At 56.8% G+C, this 14,507-nt stretch carries 12 protein-coding genes; 4 read left to right on the forward strand and 8 right to left on the reverse strand.

Annotated elements, in window-relative coordinates:
• Positions 1-4: 4 nt before the first annotated feature.
• The 4 genes from ACIQYF_RS12520 to ACIQYF_RS12535 form a co-directional block, all read right to left on the reverse strand.
• Positions 5-2,074, reverse strand: a complete 2,070-nt coding sequence (locus ACIQYF_RS12520; protein ID WP_402861663.1) for a carbon starvation CstA family protein — start codon at positions 2,072-2,074, stop codon at positions 5-7.
• Positions 2,075-2,332: 258 nt separating this feature from the next.
• Positions 2,333-3,700: a DNA repair protein RadA gene (gene radA, locus ACIQYF_RS12525; RefSeq protein WP_019411903.1), complete on the reverse strand. Its 1,368-nt coding sequence runs from the start codon at positions 3,698-3,700 to the stop codon at positions 2,333-2,335.
• A gap of 302 nt (positions 3,701-4,002) precedes the next feature.
• A complete protein-coding gene (locus ACIQYF_RS12530; RefSeq protein WP_402861667.1) occupies positions 4,003-4,533 on the reverse strand; it encodes an ankyrin repeat domain-containing protein in 531 nt (176 codons plus the stop codon).
• 110 nt (positions 4,534-4,643) lie between these two features.
• Complete coding sequence (locus tag ACIQYF_RS12535; protein WP_402861670.1) at positions 4,644-6,185, reverse strand: catalase; 1,542 nt, start codon at positions 6,183-6,185, stop codon at positions 4,644-4,646.
• Between the two features lie 270 nt (positions 6,186-6,455).
• Between ACIQYF_RS12535 and mscL the strand changes: the two genes are divergently transcribed.
• Positions 6,456-6,869 (forward strand): large-conductance mechanosensitive channel protein MscL, encoded by a 414-nt coding sequence (mscL, locus tag ACIQYF_RS12540; protein ID WP_402861673.1) that lies wholly within the window; start codon positions 6,456-6,458, stop codon positions 6,867-6,869.
• A 61-nt stretch (positions 6,870-6,930) separates the two neighbouring features.
• On the opposite strand, the gene ACIQYF_RS12545 is transcribed toward mscL, so the two are convergent.
• The gene (locus tag ACIQYF_RS12545) at positions 6,931-7,707 is read right to left on the reverse strand and encodes a ferredoxin--NADP reductase (protein WP_402861676.1); all 777 of its coding nucleotides are present in this window, start codon (positions 7,705-7,707) and stop codon (positions 6,931-6,933) included.
• A gap of 368 nt (positions 7,708-8,075) precedes the next feature.
• Between ACIQYF_RS12545 and ACIQYF_RS12550 the strand changes: the two genes are divergently transcribed.
• Complete coding sequence (locus tag ACIQYF_RS12550) at positions 8,076-8,789, forward strand: autoinducer binding domain-containing protein (RefSeq protein WP_402861679.1); 714 nt, start codon at positions 8,076-8,078, stop codon at positions 8,787-8,789.
• Positions 8,790-8,956: 167 nt separating this feature from the next.
• Entirely contained in the window at positions 8,957-10,081 is a 1,125-nt protein-coding gene (locus tag ACIQYF_RS12555; RefSeq protein WP_402861682.1) for a methyltransferase, read from the forward strand.
• A 114-nt stretch (positions 10,082-10,195) separates the two neighbouring features.
• Here ACIQYF_RS12555 and ACIQYF_RS12560 read toward each other — a convergent pair whose 3' ends face one another.
• The 3 genes from ACIQYF_RS12560 to ACIQYF_RS12570 are packed head-to-tail and all read right to left on the reverse strand — an operon-like array spanning position 10,196 to position 12,872.
• Positions 10,196-10,363 (reverse strand): DUF2474 domain-containing protein, encoded by a 168-nt coding sequence (locus ACIQYF_RS12560; RefSeq protein ID WP_402861685.1) that lies wholly within the window; start codon positions 10,361-10,363, stop codon positions 10,196-10,198.
• A gap of 58 nt (positions 10,364-10,421) precedes the next feature.
• The gene (gene cydB, locus ACIQYF_RS12565) at positions 10,422-11,429 is read right to left on the reverse strand and encodes a cytochrome d ubiquinol oxidase subunit II (RefSeq protein ID WP_402861688.1); all 1,008 of its coding nucleotides are present in this window, start codon (positions 11,427-11,429) and stop codon (positions 10,422-10,424) included.
• 3 nt (positions 11,430-11,432) lie between these two features.
• Positions 11,433-12,872 (reverse strand): cytochrome ubiquinol oxidase subunit I, encoded by a 1,440-nt coding sequence (locus ACIQYF_RS12570; RefSeq protein ID WP_402861691.1) that lies wholly within the window; start codon positions 12,870-12,872, stop codon positions 11,433-11,435.
• Between the two features lie 403 nt (positions 12,873-13,275).
• Between ACIQYF_RS12570 and ACIQYF_RS12575 the strand changes: the two genes are divergently transcribed.
• Positions 13,276-14,493: an MFS transporter gene (locus ACIQYF_RS12575; RefSeq protein ID WP_402861693.1), complete on the forward strand. Its 1,218-nt coding sequence runs from the start codon at positions 13,276-13,278 to the stop codon at positions 14,491-14,493.
• Positions 14,494-14,507 lie beyond the last annotated feature (14 nt).

The following is a 14,507-nucleotide window of genomic DNA, read 5'->3' on the forward strand; positions in this document are numbered from 1 at the left end:
CCCTCTATCGAGCATCCGGCATGACTTGGTACGGCGATTCTTTATCCGTGCGCTCTTTTTTGCCCCAGGCGGCGACGCCGACTTTGAGCGCATAGAACAGGATACTGAACACCACGAACAGGAACAGTATGGTCAGGCCCGCGTTGGTGTACGCGTTGATGATCACGTGTTGCATCTGGTCGATGTTTTTCGCCGGGGCAATCACTTGGCCCGCCTCCAGCGCCGTGCTGTATTTTTTGGCCAGGGCCAGAAAGCCTACCGCCGGGTTGGCATCGAACAGCTTGATGAAACCTGCGGTGGTGGTGCAGATCAGCAACCAGACAGCGGGCAGCATGGTCACCCAAATGTAGCGTTGACGCTTCATTTTGATCAGCACAACGGTCGCCAGCATCAGCGCGATACCCGCCAGCATCTGGTTAGAGATACCGAACAGCGGCCACAAGGTGTTGATGCCGCCCAGTGGGTCGATCACGCCTTGGTACAGCAAGTAACCCCACATCGCCACACAGCCTGCGGTTGCGATCAGGTTGGCAGGCCACGATTCGGTGCGCTTGAGCGCTGGCACGAAGCTGCCCAGCAGGTCTTGCAGCATGAAGCGACCGGCACGGGTACCGGCGTCGACAGCGGTCAGGATGAACAGCGCCTCAAACAAAATGGCGAAGTGATACCAGAACGCCATGGTGTTTTCGCCCGGCAACACGTGGTGCAGGATCTGTGCGATACCCACCGCCAGCGTGGGTGCGCCGCCAGCACGGGCCAGGACGGTGGTTTCACCGATGTCTTTGGCCAATGCGGTCAACGCATCCGGGGTGATGGCAAAGCCCCAGCTGGAGACGGTTTGCGCAACAGTCACCACATCACCGCCAACGATTGCCGCCGGACTGTTCATGGCGAAGTACACACCCGGCTCGATCACCGAAGCGGCGACCATTGCCATGATGGCCACGAAGGACTCCATCAGCATCGCACCGTAGCCGATGTAGCGGGAGTTGCATTCGTTATCCAGCAGTTTAGGTGTAGTACCCGAGGAGATCAGGGCGTGGAAACCCGAGACCGCGCCGCAGGCAATAGTGATGAACAGGAACGGGAACAAGCCGCCTTTCCACACCGGGCCGTTGCCGTCGATAAACTGAGTCACGGCCGGCATTTTCAGCTCGGGCATAGTGATCAGAATGCCAATGGCCAGCGCAATGATGGTGCCGATTTTCAGGAAAGTAGACAGGTAGTCACGCGGTGCCAGTACCAGCCACACCGGCAGGACTGCTGCCACAAAACCATAGCCGATCAGCATCCAGGTGATTTGCACGCCAGTGAAGGTAAACACAGGTGCCCACTCAGGGCTCGCTGCAATTTGCCCGCCCAGCCAGATCGAGCCGAGCAATAGCAGGACACCGATGACCGAGATTTCACCGATACGACCCGGGCGGATGTAGCGCATGTAAATGCCCATGAACATCGCAATCGGGATGGTCGCCATCACCGTGAACATGCCCCACGGGCTCTCGGCCAAGGCTTTGACCACGATCAACGCCAGCACCGCAAGGATGATGATCATGATCAGGAAGCAGCCAAACAGCGCGATGGTGCCTGGCACCTTGCCCATTTCCTCACGCACCATGTCGCCCAAAGAGCGACCGTTACGACGTGTGGACATGAACAAGACCATGAAGTCTTGAACCGCGCCCGCCAGTACCACACCGGCAATCAGCCACAGTGTGCCGGGCAGGTAGCCCATTTGCGCAGCCAGTACCGGGCCGACCAGAGGGCCCGCGCCAGCGATAGCGGCAAAGTGGTGTCCGAAAAGAATGTGCTTGTTGGTCGGCACGTAGTCCAGACCGTCGTTATTGACCACCGCAGGGGTTGCCCGACGCGGATCCAGTTGCATCACATGATTAGCAATAAACAGACTGTAATAACGATAAGCGACCAGATAGATAGCCACCGCAGCGACCACAATCCACAACGCATTGATCGCCTCACCCCGGCGTAACGCCACTACGCCAAGGGCGCAGGCTCCTACAATTGCCAGCACCAGCCACGGGAGGTGGCGTAGCAGGCTATTTTTATTATTCATTTTTATATTCCGGCCAGTTGGACAAGAAAGACTGCTCTCGGAGTTTAGCGCTGTTGGCTCTAAAGACCACCCCCTTACCTTGGTCTAGAGCCTTCTTTTGCAGATTAGTGGTGTAAATAAACGCCGGTGTACGTCCGGAAACACACGCCGCGCAAAACAAACCGCAACCACCGCCCCTATCCGTGGGACAGCAGGCGGTTAAAGCCAGCGCGTGTCATGACCAGGCTCTTTTGCAGATTTTTTTACAGACCTGACACGCTATTCGAACAACGCATCCAATGCCTGCTCCAAACGAGTCACGCCGATCACTTTCAGGCCCGGCGGCGACTCTTTGGGGGCGTTGCCTTTAGGGACGATGGCGCGCTTGAAGCCATGTTTGGCGGCTTCCTTCAAGCGCTCCTGACCGCTCGGCACCGGGCGAACTTCGCCCGAAAGGCCAACCTCACCAAACACTAGCAGGTCGTGCGGCAAGGGCCGGTTGCGCAAGCTGGACATGACAGCCGCCATCAAGGCGAGGTCGGAGGCAGTTTCCAGCACTTTGACACCGCCCACCACGTTCAGGAACACGTCCTGATCGTGGGTCGGAATGCCGCCATGGCGATGCAAAACCGCCAGCAGCATGGCCAGTCGATTTTGGTCCAGGCCCAAGGTCACGCGGCGTGGGTTGGACATGTGACTGTCGTCGACCAGCGCTTGCACCTCGACGAGCATGGGCCGTGTGCCTTCCCACGTGGCCATGACGACGCTGCCCGGGACTTCTTCCTGGGCACGGGTCAGGAAGATCGCGGAAGGGTTGGAGACTTCTTTGAGGCCTTTGTCGGTCATGCCAAACACGCCCAATTCGTTGACCGCGCCAAACCGGTTTTTGACCGCGCGCAGCAAGCGCAAACGTCCGTCGGACTCGCCTTCGAAATACAGCACGGTGTCGACCATGTGTTCCAGTACCCGCGGGCCGGCGAGTGCGCCCTCTTTGGTCACGTGGCCGACCAGGAAGATCGCCGTACCGCTCGACTTGGCGTAGCGCACCAGCAATGCCGCGCTTTCTCGCACTTGCGAGACCCCGCCCGGCGCCGATTGCAGTTGTTCGGTGAAGATGGTCTGGATCGAGTCGATCACCATGACCTTGGGCTTTTCGAGCTTGGCCGTGGCAATGATGTTTTCGATGCAGGTTTCGGTCATGACCTTGAGTTGGTCTTGTGGCAAGCCCAAGCGCCGGGCGCGCATAGCCACTTGCTGTTGGGATTCTTCGCCGGTGACGTACAGCGCGGGCATGCGCGTGGCCATCTGACACAAGGTTTGCAGCAGGATGGTGGATTTGCCGATGCCGGGGTCGCCGCCGATCAGCACCACGGAGCCGTCGACCAGACCGCCACCGAGTACCCGGTCCAGCTCGCCGGAGGCGGTGGAGAATCGCGGAATTTCTTCGATGCTGACTTCGGCCAGAGTTTTGATCTGGGCCTGTTGCCCAGTCCAGCCGGTGCGGCCACTGGGTGGCGCGGCGGAGCCACTTTCAACAATGGTTTCGACCAGGGTGTTCCAGACGCCGCATTCTGCGCACTGCCCGGCCCACTTGGGAAAGGTTGCACCGCACTCGGTGCAGCCGAATATGCGCTTAGGCTTGGCCATCTGAACTCCACGCAAAAACCACGATGATACTAGGGTCTGTTCCCGTTTCACTGCAAGTCGCGTCGCTGGGTCAAATTTAGCCAGGCAAGGCGCAGAGCGAAGGGAATGGTTGTTCCCTTCTCAAGCTCTGCAACACAGCCTGGCTAAATTTGAAACGAGGCCCCTAGGGACGAAAGCCCACGTGGCGCAGGGCGGCGTTACTCGAAGCTTATTGGGAACAACCAAACTACGCTTCTCGCGCCTTGCCCTGCACCACGTGGGCCTTCGTCGCGGCTGCAATGAAACGGGAACAGACCCTAGGGTCAGTGCGACACAGGCATGCGGATTTCGCCCTTGGCCAGCCGAGCGGCGCTGTTGCCCTGGGCGTCTTCGGCATTCAGGTCTGCACCTTTGCTGGATAAATCCTTAAGTAATTCGACCCGTTTGAAGAGCCCTGCATACATGGCCGCCGTCTGCCCGGCGCCGTTACGTTGATCGGGGTTACAGTCGGTGGCCATCAAGCGCCGGGCGATTTTCAGCTCGCCTTTGAAAATAGCGCCCATCAGGGCCGTGTTGCCGCGCAGGTCTTGCACACAAGCATTGGCACCTGCTTTGAGTAGGTGCTCGACCGCCTCGCCCTGGCCGTTGTAGGCCGCGAGAATCAATGCCGTGTAGCCTTTGCTGTCTTGAACGTCGAGGGTGTAGTGCGACTCGATAAAGGTATCGAGCATGGCCACCTCACCACGGCGGGCGGCCTCGAAGTAGTAATCCTTGAGTTGGGTTTGGGTATCAGGTTGTTCGGCGTGCGCCATGTCGCTGATAAACAGCAGGGCCAGGGAAAGAAAAATACGCATGGAGATCACTCACATTGATCAAATGGTCATCGCCGTAGGAGCTGCCGCAGGCTGCGATCGTTTCACTCTCAAGATCAAAAGATCGCAGCCTGAGGGCTGCCATTACTGGGTTAATCCATTAACTTGGCCGCCAGTGCCTTGACCAGAACCAGGTCACCTTTAGCGACTTTGGTCACGCCGGCCCCGTATTCAGGGTCGGCCTTGTAGAGGAACGACAGGATGATGTGCTTGCTTTCGTCGTCGGTGGTGGCCAACGAGCCACCGAAGTTTTCAATCAGGTCCTGACGCTCTTTCTTGCTGTATGAACGGTAAAGGTCGCCTGCCTGTTTAAAGTTCTGCTCACGCTGAATCTTCGCCTGCTGGGTAGTGCCCGACAGTGGCATTTCACTGTAACGCGCAGCTTGCGGCTCTTCACGCGGGTTCAGACGGCTTGGCTGGTAGTTCACACCCGTTGTGGTGTGTCCAAGGTTCATCGCACCGTCCTGGTTGCCATTGTTGACCGTCACCCGAGGGGCGTTGATGGGCAATTGCAAGGCATTGGCACCCAAACGGTACATCTGCGTGTCGGCGTACGAAAAAACCCGACCTTGCAGCAAGCGATCTTCGGAGGGCTCAATGCCCGGCACCAGGTTGGCCGGGGCCATGGCGACTTGCTCGGTTTCCTGGAAGACGTTGGCCGGGTTGCGGTCCAGCACCATCTGCCCCACTTTGCGCTCGGGGACATTTGGCCAGATTTTAGTCGCGTCCAGCGGGTCAAAGTCGAATGATTTCAGGTCTTCAGGCTTGAGCACTTGCACGTACAAATCCCACTTGGGGAAGTCGCCCTTGTCAATGTGGGTGACCAAGTCATGAGTCATGTGGCTGTAGTCACGGCCCTGAACCTGCGTGACTTCTTTAGGGTCGAGGTTGCGAATGCCCTGAAGACTCTTCCAGTGGAATTTCACATACCGCACCTCACCTTTGGCATTCACCAGTTTGTAGGCGTGTACACCATTGCCATCCATTTCGCGGTAGCTGGCCGGGGTGCCCGAATCGGAGTAAAGCTCGGTCAGGGTGCGGGTGGCTTCCGGAACATGGGAGAAGAAATCAAAGCGACGCGCGTCGTCATCAAGGTTGGTGCGCGGATCAGGTTTGAACGCGTGGACCATGTCCGGGAATTTGATGGCATCGCGAATAAAGAACGTCGGAAAGTTGTTGCCTACCAGGTCCCAGTTACCTTCAGAGGTATAGAACTTAGTGGCAAAACCGCGCGGGTCGCGCAGGGTTTCTGGCGAGTGGGTGCCATGCACCACGGCCGAGAAGCGTACAAATACCGGAGTGGTTTCACCGGCGGCAAACACCCGGGCTTTGGTCAGGTCACTCAGGTCGTTGGTGACGGTGAAGGTACCGTGTGCCCCCGTGCCACGGGCATGCACCACGCGCTCAGGAATGCGTTCACGATCAAAACGCTGAAGTTTTTGCAACAACTGCACGTCTTGCAACAACACCGGGCCATTTGCCCCTGCCGTTTGTGAGTTTTGATTGTCACCGACAGTGGCGCCGTTATCACGGGTCAAGGTCGCTGCGTGCACAGACACCGAGAGCAAGCTGATACTCAACACGCAAAACAGGCGTCGCTGGGCGCGGGCCCCAAGGGCGAAGGGGATGCTCATTTATATGTCCTCTGATTTTTTGGTTCGCATATCAATGCGTTGCACCAAGGCTAGAGGCACACGTGCGGTTCTCTAAATTGAAAGGCCTGAATTGGCCGATTAACAAAAAAGGCTGGTCTTGAGAGGGCAAGACGCGTTATGCGCGGGCGTGTTTAAACTTCTACGGTGTGTGCTGGTCAACCACTTAGTTTGTAAATGGCCCGGCAGGCGGGATTTGCAAGGCTGAATTACACTGCACCTACCAACCTCATCTGTAACAAGGAATAACCAATGGGCGTGATAAGTGAGTTCAAGGCCTTCGCGGTCAAAGGGAACGTGGTCGATATGGCCGTCGGTATCATCATCGGCGCGGCGTTCGGCAAGATCGTTTCATCCTTCGTCGGCGATGTTGTCATGCCTCCGCTGGGTCTATTAATCGGAGGTGTGGATTTCAGCGATCTGGCGATTACCCTCAAAGCCGCGGCCGATGGGGCCCCGGCAGTCGTATTGGCGTATGGTAAGTTCATTCAGACGGTGATCGACTTCCTGATTGTGGCGTTTGCCATTTTTATGGGTGTCAAAGCCATCAACCGCCTGAAACGCGAAGAGGCGGTGGCACCCAGCGCTCCGCCACTGCCATCAAAAGAAGAAGAACTGTTGGGTGAGATTCGGGATCTGCTTAAAGCCCAACATAACCAGCCCTAAGGCTTGGGTTAAACAACGGCGCCCAAGGGCGCCGTTGTTTATTCAACAATAGGTTTAATCACTACCAATAGTTCTCAACCGCCACCTGACCAGGCCGACGAGTCAAACTCAGCTGAAGATTTCGTTGCTTCAACAACTTACGCGTGTCATCAATCATTTGCGGATTACCGCACAACATGACCCGCGAATGTTCCGGTGTTAGTGCAACACCCGCCACACGCTCAAGTTCACCGTTCTCGATCAGCGTAGTAATACGCCCACTAAGTACACCGGGTATAACCTCCCGCGTGACAATCGGAATATAAATAAGTTTATGCGCATAGTCCGCCAGATAGTCGCGCTGTTCCAGTCCAGCAATTAAATCCTGATAGGCCAGTTCCTGTGCTTCCCGAGCACTGTAAACCAGCACAATACGCTCAAACTTTTCCCATACTTCAAAGTCTTGCAAGATCGAAACAAACGGGGCGACTCCGGTTCCCGTTGCCAACAGCCACAGATCGCGACCATCGATAAAACGATCAAGGGTCAAATATCCATACGCCTGACGCTCGACCATCAAGGTGTCGCCGACTTCCAGACGGCTCAACTCACTGGTGAACTCCCCCCCCGGCACCACAATTGAGAAAAACTCCAAAAAGTCGTCATGGGGAGACGACACCATGGAATACGCACGCCACACCGTATTGCCATCCGCCTTGGTTACGCCGAGCCGGGCGAATTGCCCCGCACGAAAGCGAAAACCCTGGTCGCGAGTGGTGCGCAAGGAGAAAAGACTGGGGGTCAGTGGCTGGACATCGAGCAGTGTCTGGCAGGTGAATTTTTCTGCGCTGGCAGTCATGGTGCGCTCCATTAGGCTAATGAGCCTAGTGTCGCGCAAATAGGCAGGCAGGAACACCGACGGTTTGTGATGGCATAGCAGGCTTGAAAAAATCAGACACTGGCTCCCACGATTGAACACCCTACCTTTCTATAAACACACAACGTTTAATACACAAAAGTATTAAACAACTTCTAATGCAATCCCAACACTCTAAAATTTGACGTCAAAAAAAACCGGGCGCTTCACTACACGCCGTTTGGATTCTGTATCACGCACACTAGAGTAATTACTCTTATAAACACAACGCATACAAATCCCCTAGACATCTTTATTTCACCGACTAATCTAGTATTCAACATTGGATCCACCTTTGGGACACCTTAAACATGGGCAGCGCAGACCCTTTTTATGCAAAACAAAGCTTTACACACGAGCTTAAATCAAGATTATTGACCTATACACTCAATCGAATAGAGCTGAATGAATTCGATAACTTTTTGTACCTAATCGTTCTCCCCAACGAGAACATTCACTTGGATAGTATTCTTCTAACAAACTATCCGACTGCCTATATAAAAAGCTTTGAAGCGAGCAGTCTCGTGAATGAAAACCCTGTTGAGAATCACTGTAGGACGTCTATAGACCCTCTTATCTGGGATCAGACACTGTTCAGTCGAACACCCCGCCTGTGGGAATCTTCGCGGGAGCATGGCGTGAACTATGGCTGGTCATTCTCGATCTACGACGCCAATGGTGTGGTCAGCATACTAAGCCTGTCACGGCGCAATTCACCGATTACGCCGCAGGAATTCAACGAAAAAGCTGCTGATTTGCTGTGGCTATGCCATGAGTTACACAGTGCTCTGCACGACACTGTTGCGGTGTGCGAGAAGGCTAACGAGAGCATCGGCCGCTTATCGCTACGCGAGTGTGAAGTCCTCAGATGGACAGCCCAGGGTAAAACCGCTTCGGACATTGGCATGATCCTGAGCCTGACACCTCGGACGGTGAATTTTCACATTAGCAGTGCCATCCGCAAAATGGGCGCCAGCAATAAAACGTCTGCGGCTGTGATTGCGGCCAAGAGCGGGCTCCTCTAAAACCGACCTTGAGTCCTGCCAGCTTTGTGTTGCGTACAAAACCGTCGGGCAATCTGTGGCGAATAAACGTAAAATCGCGGCCACTTGAAAATATAACGGACGCCATTGCTGCCAGATGACCCTAGCCGTCAACTCCAGCAGCGTTGGATTCCCCAGAGTTTGTATAAATGCCTGTGCTTGAAAGCCCCTTTGCCCAACTTCGCCTGATTCGCCAGCCTGAACAGCAGAACGAGCCGCTGCAGGCCTTCGATGCTGCGGATGAGTACTTGCTTAACCACTTGGCCGAATTGGCGCTACCCGCCAACAGTCGGGTACTGGTACTCAACGACAGTTTTGGAGCCTTGGCGATCAGCTTGGTGAGTACGATGCAAGTCACCAGCAGCAGTGACTCGTTCTTGGCCATCCAAGCGCTGGAAAAAAATTTGGTGCGCAATGGCCATTCATTTGATGCCGTCGCAATCATTCCGGCCAGTCAGCCACTGGCAGGCCCATTCGATTGCGTGTTGGTACGCGTACCTAAAACGCTGGCGCTGCTGGAAGAGCAGCTTATTCGTCTGCAAGGCCAGTTGGCACCCGGCGCGCAAGTGATTGCAGGTGCCATGGTCAAGCACCTGCCTCGCGCAGCAGGTGACTTGCTGGAGCGATTTATCGGCCCGGTGCAAGCCTCGCTGGCCGTAAAAAAAGCCCGCCTGCTGATCGCCACCCCCGAAGCCAAAGCACCTTTTACTTCTCCCTACCCAACGCGTTATTCGCTGGATGAGCCTGCTATCGAGCTGCTCAACCACGCCAACGTGTTCTGTCGCGAAGGGTTGGACATCGGTACGCGCGCGTTTTTGCCCCACCTACCGAAGAACCTCGGCTCGGCCCGGGTCGCGGATGTAGGTTGCGGCAATGGGGTGTTGGCTATCGCCAGCGCCCTGAGCAACCCGCAAGCGCAGTACACGCTGGTCGATGAGTCTTTTATGGCGGTGCAGTCTGCGCGTGAAAACTGGCAGGCGACGCTGGGTGATCGCGAAGTGATCGTGCGCGCAGGAGACGGCCTGGCCGGCCAGGCGCCGGACTCATTGGACGTGGTGTTGTGCAACCCGCCGTTTCACCAGCAGCAAGTGGTGGGCGACTTTCTGGCGTGGCGCATGTTCCAGCAAGCCCGCGAGGCATTGGTGGTGGGGGGTGCGCTGTACATCGTGGGCAATCGCCACTTGGGCTATCACAGCAAGCTGGCCAAGCTGTTCCGAGGCGTGGAACAGGTCGCCGCAACGCCCAAGTTCGTCATTCTCAAAGCCCGCAAGTAAGCCTAAATCCTTTGTAGCCGCTGCAGCAGGCGGCGATGGGTTGCGCAGCGACCCCGCGCTTGGAAGTTCTGCGGCCCTTAGCGCGCCCTTCGCCAGCGGCTACAGGTTTAGACGTTAGTGGTTTTTCATGCCCGCAGCGGTCATGAACAGGCGGATCAGCATGGCAAACACAGCGAGGCTCGCTACGCTGGCGGTCCAGATCAGTACCAACCAGCCAATGCGTTGCCACAATGGCTTTTTCTCGCACTCTTGCACGTCGTTCAGATAATCCTTGCCAGCCATATTCAGGCACTCCTCTGAGGAAAAGGCTGCGCCCGTCAGGGCGCAGCGGCACTTGCGACTAGTGATAACCGTCTTCGTGGGTCACCTTGCCGCGGAACACGTAGTAGCTCCAGTAGGTATAACCCAGGATGAACGGAAGGATGAACAAGGTACCGACCAGCATAAAGCCCTGGCTTTGTGGCGGTGCAGCGGCCTCCCAGATCGAAATCGACGGCGGGATGATGTTCGGCCACAGGCTGATGCCCAAGCCGCTGTAGCCCAGAAAGATCAGCACCAGGGTCAGCAGGAACGGCGTGTAGTGAGCATTGCGCGCAATCGCTTTGAGCAAGCCGTACATCGTGACCAGTACCAGCACCGGGACCGGCAAGAACCAGAACAGGTTCGGCAAGGTGAACCAGCGCGCGGCTATATCGGTGTGCGCCAGCGGCGTCCATAGGCTGACGATGCCCATGACCACCAAAAGCACAAGGGCCAATGGCCGACCCAGGGTGTGCATGCGCTCTTGCAAGTGACCTTCGGTTTTCATGATCAGCCACGTGCAGCCGAGCAAGGCATAGGCCACGATCAGTGCGACGCCGCAGAACACGGTAAACGGTGACAACCAATCCAGTCCGCCACCGGCGTACTCGCGATTGACCACCGGGATGCCATCAATGAAGGCCCCCAGCGCCACGCCCTGAAAGAAAGTCGCGACAATCGAACCGCCGATGAAGGCCTTGTCCCAGATGTGACGTTTGTCAGCCGTGGCCTTGAAGCGGAACTCAAAAGCCACCCCACGAAAGATCAAACCGATCAGCATCAAGATCAGCGGCAGGTAAAGCGCCGACAAGACCACCGAGTAAGCCAGCGGGAAGGCACCGAACAGTGCCGCGCCGCCCAGTACCAGCCAGGTTTCGTTGCCGTCCCAGACAGGTGCAACGGTGTTCATCATCACGTCACGGTCTTTCTCGCCCTTGATAAAGGGAAAGAGGATGCCGATGCCGAGGTCGAAGCCATCCATGACCACGTACATCATGACCCCGAAAATGATGATGATTGCCCAGATAAGTGGCAGATCAATACCCATGACTCAGTTCCCCTTCTTCAGGCTGTCGCTGTGGCCATCGCCAGTGCCTTCATCAGCAGCCGACAAAGGACGAGCAGGCGTGCGTTGCTGACCTGGCCCACCGGTAGTGTGTCCGTCACCCTCGTGGGCAATCGGGCCTTTGCGCACCAGACGCATCATGTAGCCAAGACCGACACCAAACAGTGAGAAGTACACCAGTACAAACAGGATCAGGGTGATGCTCATCTGCGTCACGCTGTGGTTGGACGAAGCATCTGCGGTGCGCATCAGCCCGTAGACCACCCACGGCTGACGGCCTATTTCAGTGGTAAACCAGCCCGCCAGAATCGCGATCAGACCAGACGGCCCCATCCACAACACCAGACGCAGGAACCAGCGGTTCTCGTACAAGGTGCCGCGTTTGCGCAGCCAAAGGCTCCACAGACCGATAAAGATCATCAGCATGCCCAGGGCGACCATGATGCGGAACGTGAAGAACACAATGGTCGAGTTAGGACGATCTGCCGCCGGATAGTCCTTCATGGCCGGGATTTGTTTATCCAGGCTATGGGTCAGGATCAGGCTGCCCAGGTACGGCACTTCAATTTTGTAGTCCGTAGTCTCGGTTTTCATGTTCGGGATGCCGAACAGAATCAACGGTGTCGGCTCGCCGGGTTTGTTTTCCCAGTGTCCTTCAATGGCCGCGATTTTCACTGGCTGATATTCCAGCGTGTTCAAACCGTGGGCATCACCGATAAACGCTTGAACGGGGGCGACTATCAGTGCCATCCACATCGCCATCGAGAACATCCGGCGAATGGCTGGAGTGTTACGCCCGCGTAACAGGTGCCAAGCGGCCGAAGCACCGACGAAGAACGCCGTAGCCACAAAGGCTGCCGTGGCCATGTGCGCCAGACGGTAAGGAAACGATGGGTTGAAGATGACAGCCAGCCAGTCCACAGGGATCACGCGGCCATCAATGATTTCGTAGCCTTGCGGGGTTTGCATCCAACTGTTGGACGACAGGATCCAGAAGGTCGAGACCAGTGTGCCGAGCGCCACCATCACGGTTGAGAAGAAGTGCATGCCGCGACCGACACGGTTCCAGCCGAAGAGCATCACGCCCAGAAAACCGGCTTCGAGGAAGAATGCGGTGAGCACTTCATAGGTCAGCAAGGGGCCGGTGACCGCGCCTGCGAAGTCAGAGAACCTCGACCAGTTCGTGCCGAACTGATACGACATGACCAGGCCCGATACAACGCCCATACCAAAGTTGACTGCAAATATCTTCGACCAAAAGTGGTACAGGTCACGGTAGGTATCGTCACGGGTTTTCAGCCACATACCTTCGAGCACCATGAGATAACTGGCGAGACCGATGGTGATGGCCGGAAACAGGATGTGAAACGATACAGTGAACGCGAACTGAATTCGGGCGAGATCCAGAGCCTCCAAACCGAACATAAGTCTTCCTCTATCAGGTAGCAGGTCGTTCAGGACACAAGCAGGACGCCGGTGTCCAACAGCCCCGCGGCAATGGCCATCGCGAATCAGCGCTCGCTCTCATAGCCATGACTCAAGGGGATCTGGCCGTCTGGCCACTCCAGATAAACCGGCAAGGGTTTTGATCTGGATCAAACATTGTTAAGAGAGTAGTCCATTCTTGCCGTGTGGCTAATGTGGTTCGTTGTCGCGTGACAGGTTGTCCCAGGGCTTGAAATAGACCGTTGCAGGAACGCTATGCAATGCAAAAACGCGGCGTTCCCGATAACCGTTCGGCACTTTTATGAAGGCTCACAACCGAGTCATTATTTGTTACAGAAAAATGATAGTCTCGGTCTCTCCTGCCCTCTGCCACGACCTTTAAATGACCAGCCAGCCCCTCCTGTTACGTCATCACCGGCCCTTTGTGGCCTTCTGGTTTGCGCGTATCTTCACCGCCAGCGCGTTTCAAATGCTGACCGTGGCCATTGGCTGGAACCTCTACCAGCTCACCGGCAATGTGATGGACCTGGGCTGGGTGGGGTTGATCGAATTCGCCCCGCGCGTGCTGTTTATGCTGCACACCGGGCATGTGGCGGACCGCTATGACCGGCGCCGTGTGGCTGCAATCTGCCAGACGCTGCAAGCAATGATTGCCCTGACCCTGGCGATCAGCAGCCTTAATGGCCAGATCACCCGTGAAATGATCTTTATCCTGGCGTTTTTACTCGGCGCTGCCCGTTCATTCGAGCAGCCCACGACACAGGCATTGTTACCCTCGATTGTGCCCGTGGCGTTGTTCCCCCGCGCCGTGGCGGCGGCCCAGGCGGCCCAGCAGTCAGCGACCATCGTTGCCCCGGCGTTTGGCGGTTTGCTCTATGCGTTCGGCAGCGTGTGGGTGTACGGCCCCAGCGTGGTGCTGTACCTGATTGCTGCACTGTTAATGAGCAGCCTGCCGGCCCGTCAGGTCGCGTTGAACAAAGGCAAAGCGACTCTGCACTCGCTGTTGGCCGGCATTCGCTTTATCCGCAGCCGCCCGGACATCCTCGGCGCCATCTCGCTGGACCTGTTCGCCGTGCTGCTGGGCGGCGCGACAGCGTTACTGCCGGTCTTTGCCAAAGACATTCTGCTGACCGGGCCTTGGGGTCTGGGCATGCTGCGCTCAGCACCGGCGGTGGGCGCGTTGTTGATGTCGCTGTGGCTGGCGCGGTTCCCGTTCGAGCGCAAGGTGGGACGCACCATGTTTACGGCGGTGGGCGTGTTTGGGGTGGCGACCATCGCGTTCGGATTATCCACTTCGTTCTGGTTTTCGATGGCGGTGCTGGTGGTGCTGGGCGCGGCCGACATGATCAGCATGGTGATCCGGGCCTCATTTGTGCAGCTGGAAACCCCGGATGAAATGCGCGGCCGGGTCAGTGCGGTCAACGGCCTGTTTATTGGCGCCTCCAACCAGCTTGGCGAGTTTGAGTCCGGAGTAACCGCCCACTGGATGGGCACCGTGCCTGCGGTGGTGCTGGGCGGGGTCGGCACACTATTCATCGCCGGGCTGTGGATAAAACTGTTCCCGGGGTTGGCCAAGCGCGATCGGCTGGTGGAGGATTAAAACGGTGCAGTCGC

Source organism: Pseudomonas sp. NPDC096917 (genome assembly GCF_044762555.1).
Classification (GTDB): Bacteria; Pseudomonadota; Gammaproteobacteria; order Pseudomonadales; family Pseudomonadaceae; genus Aquipseudomonas.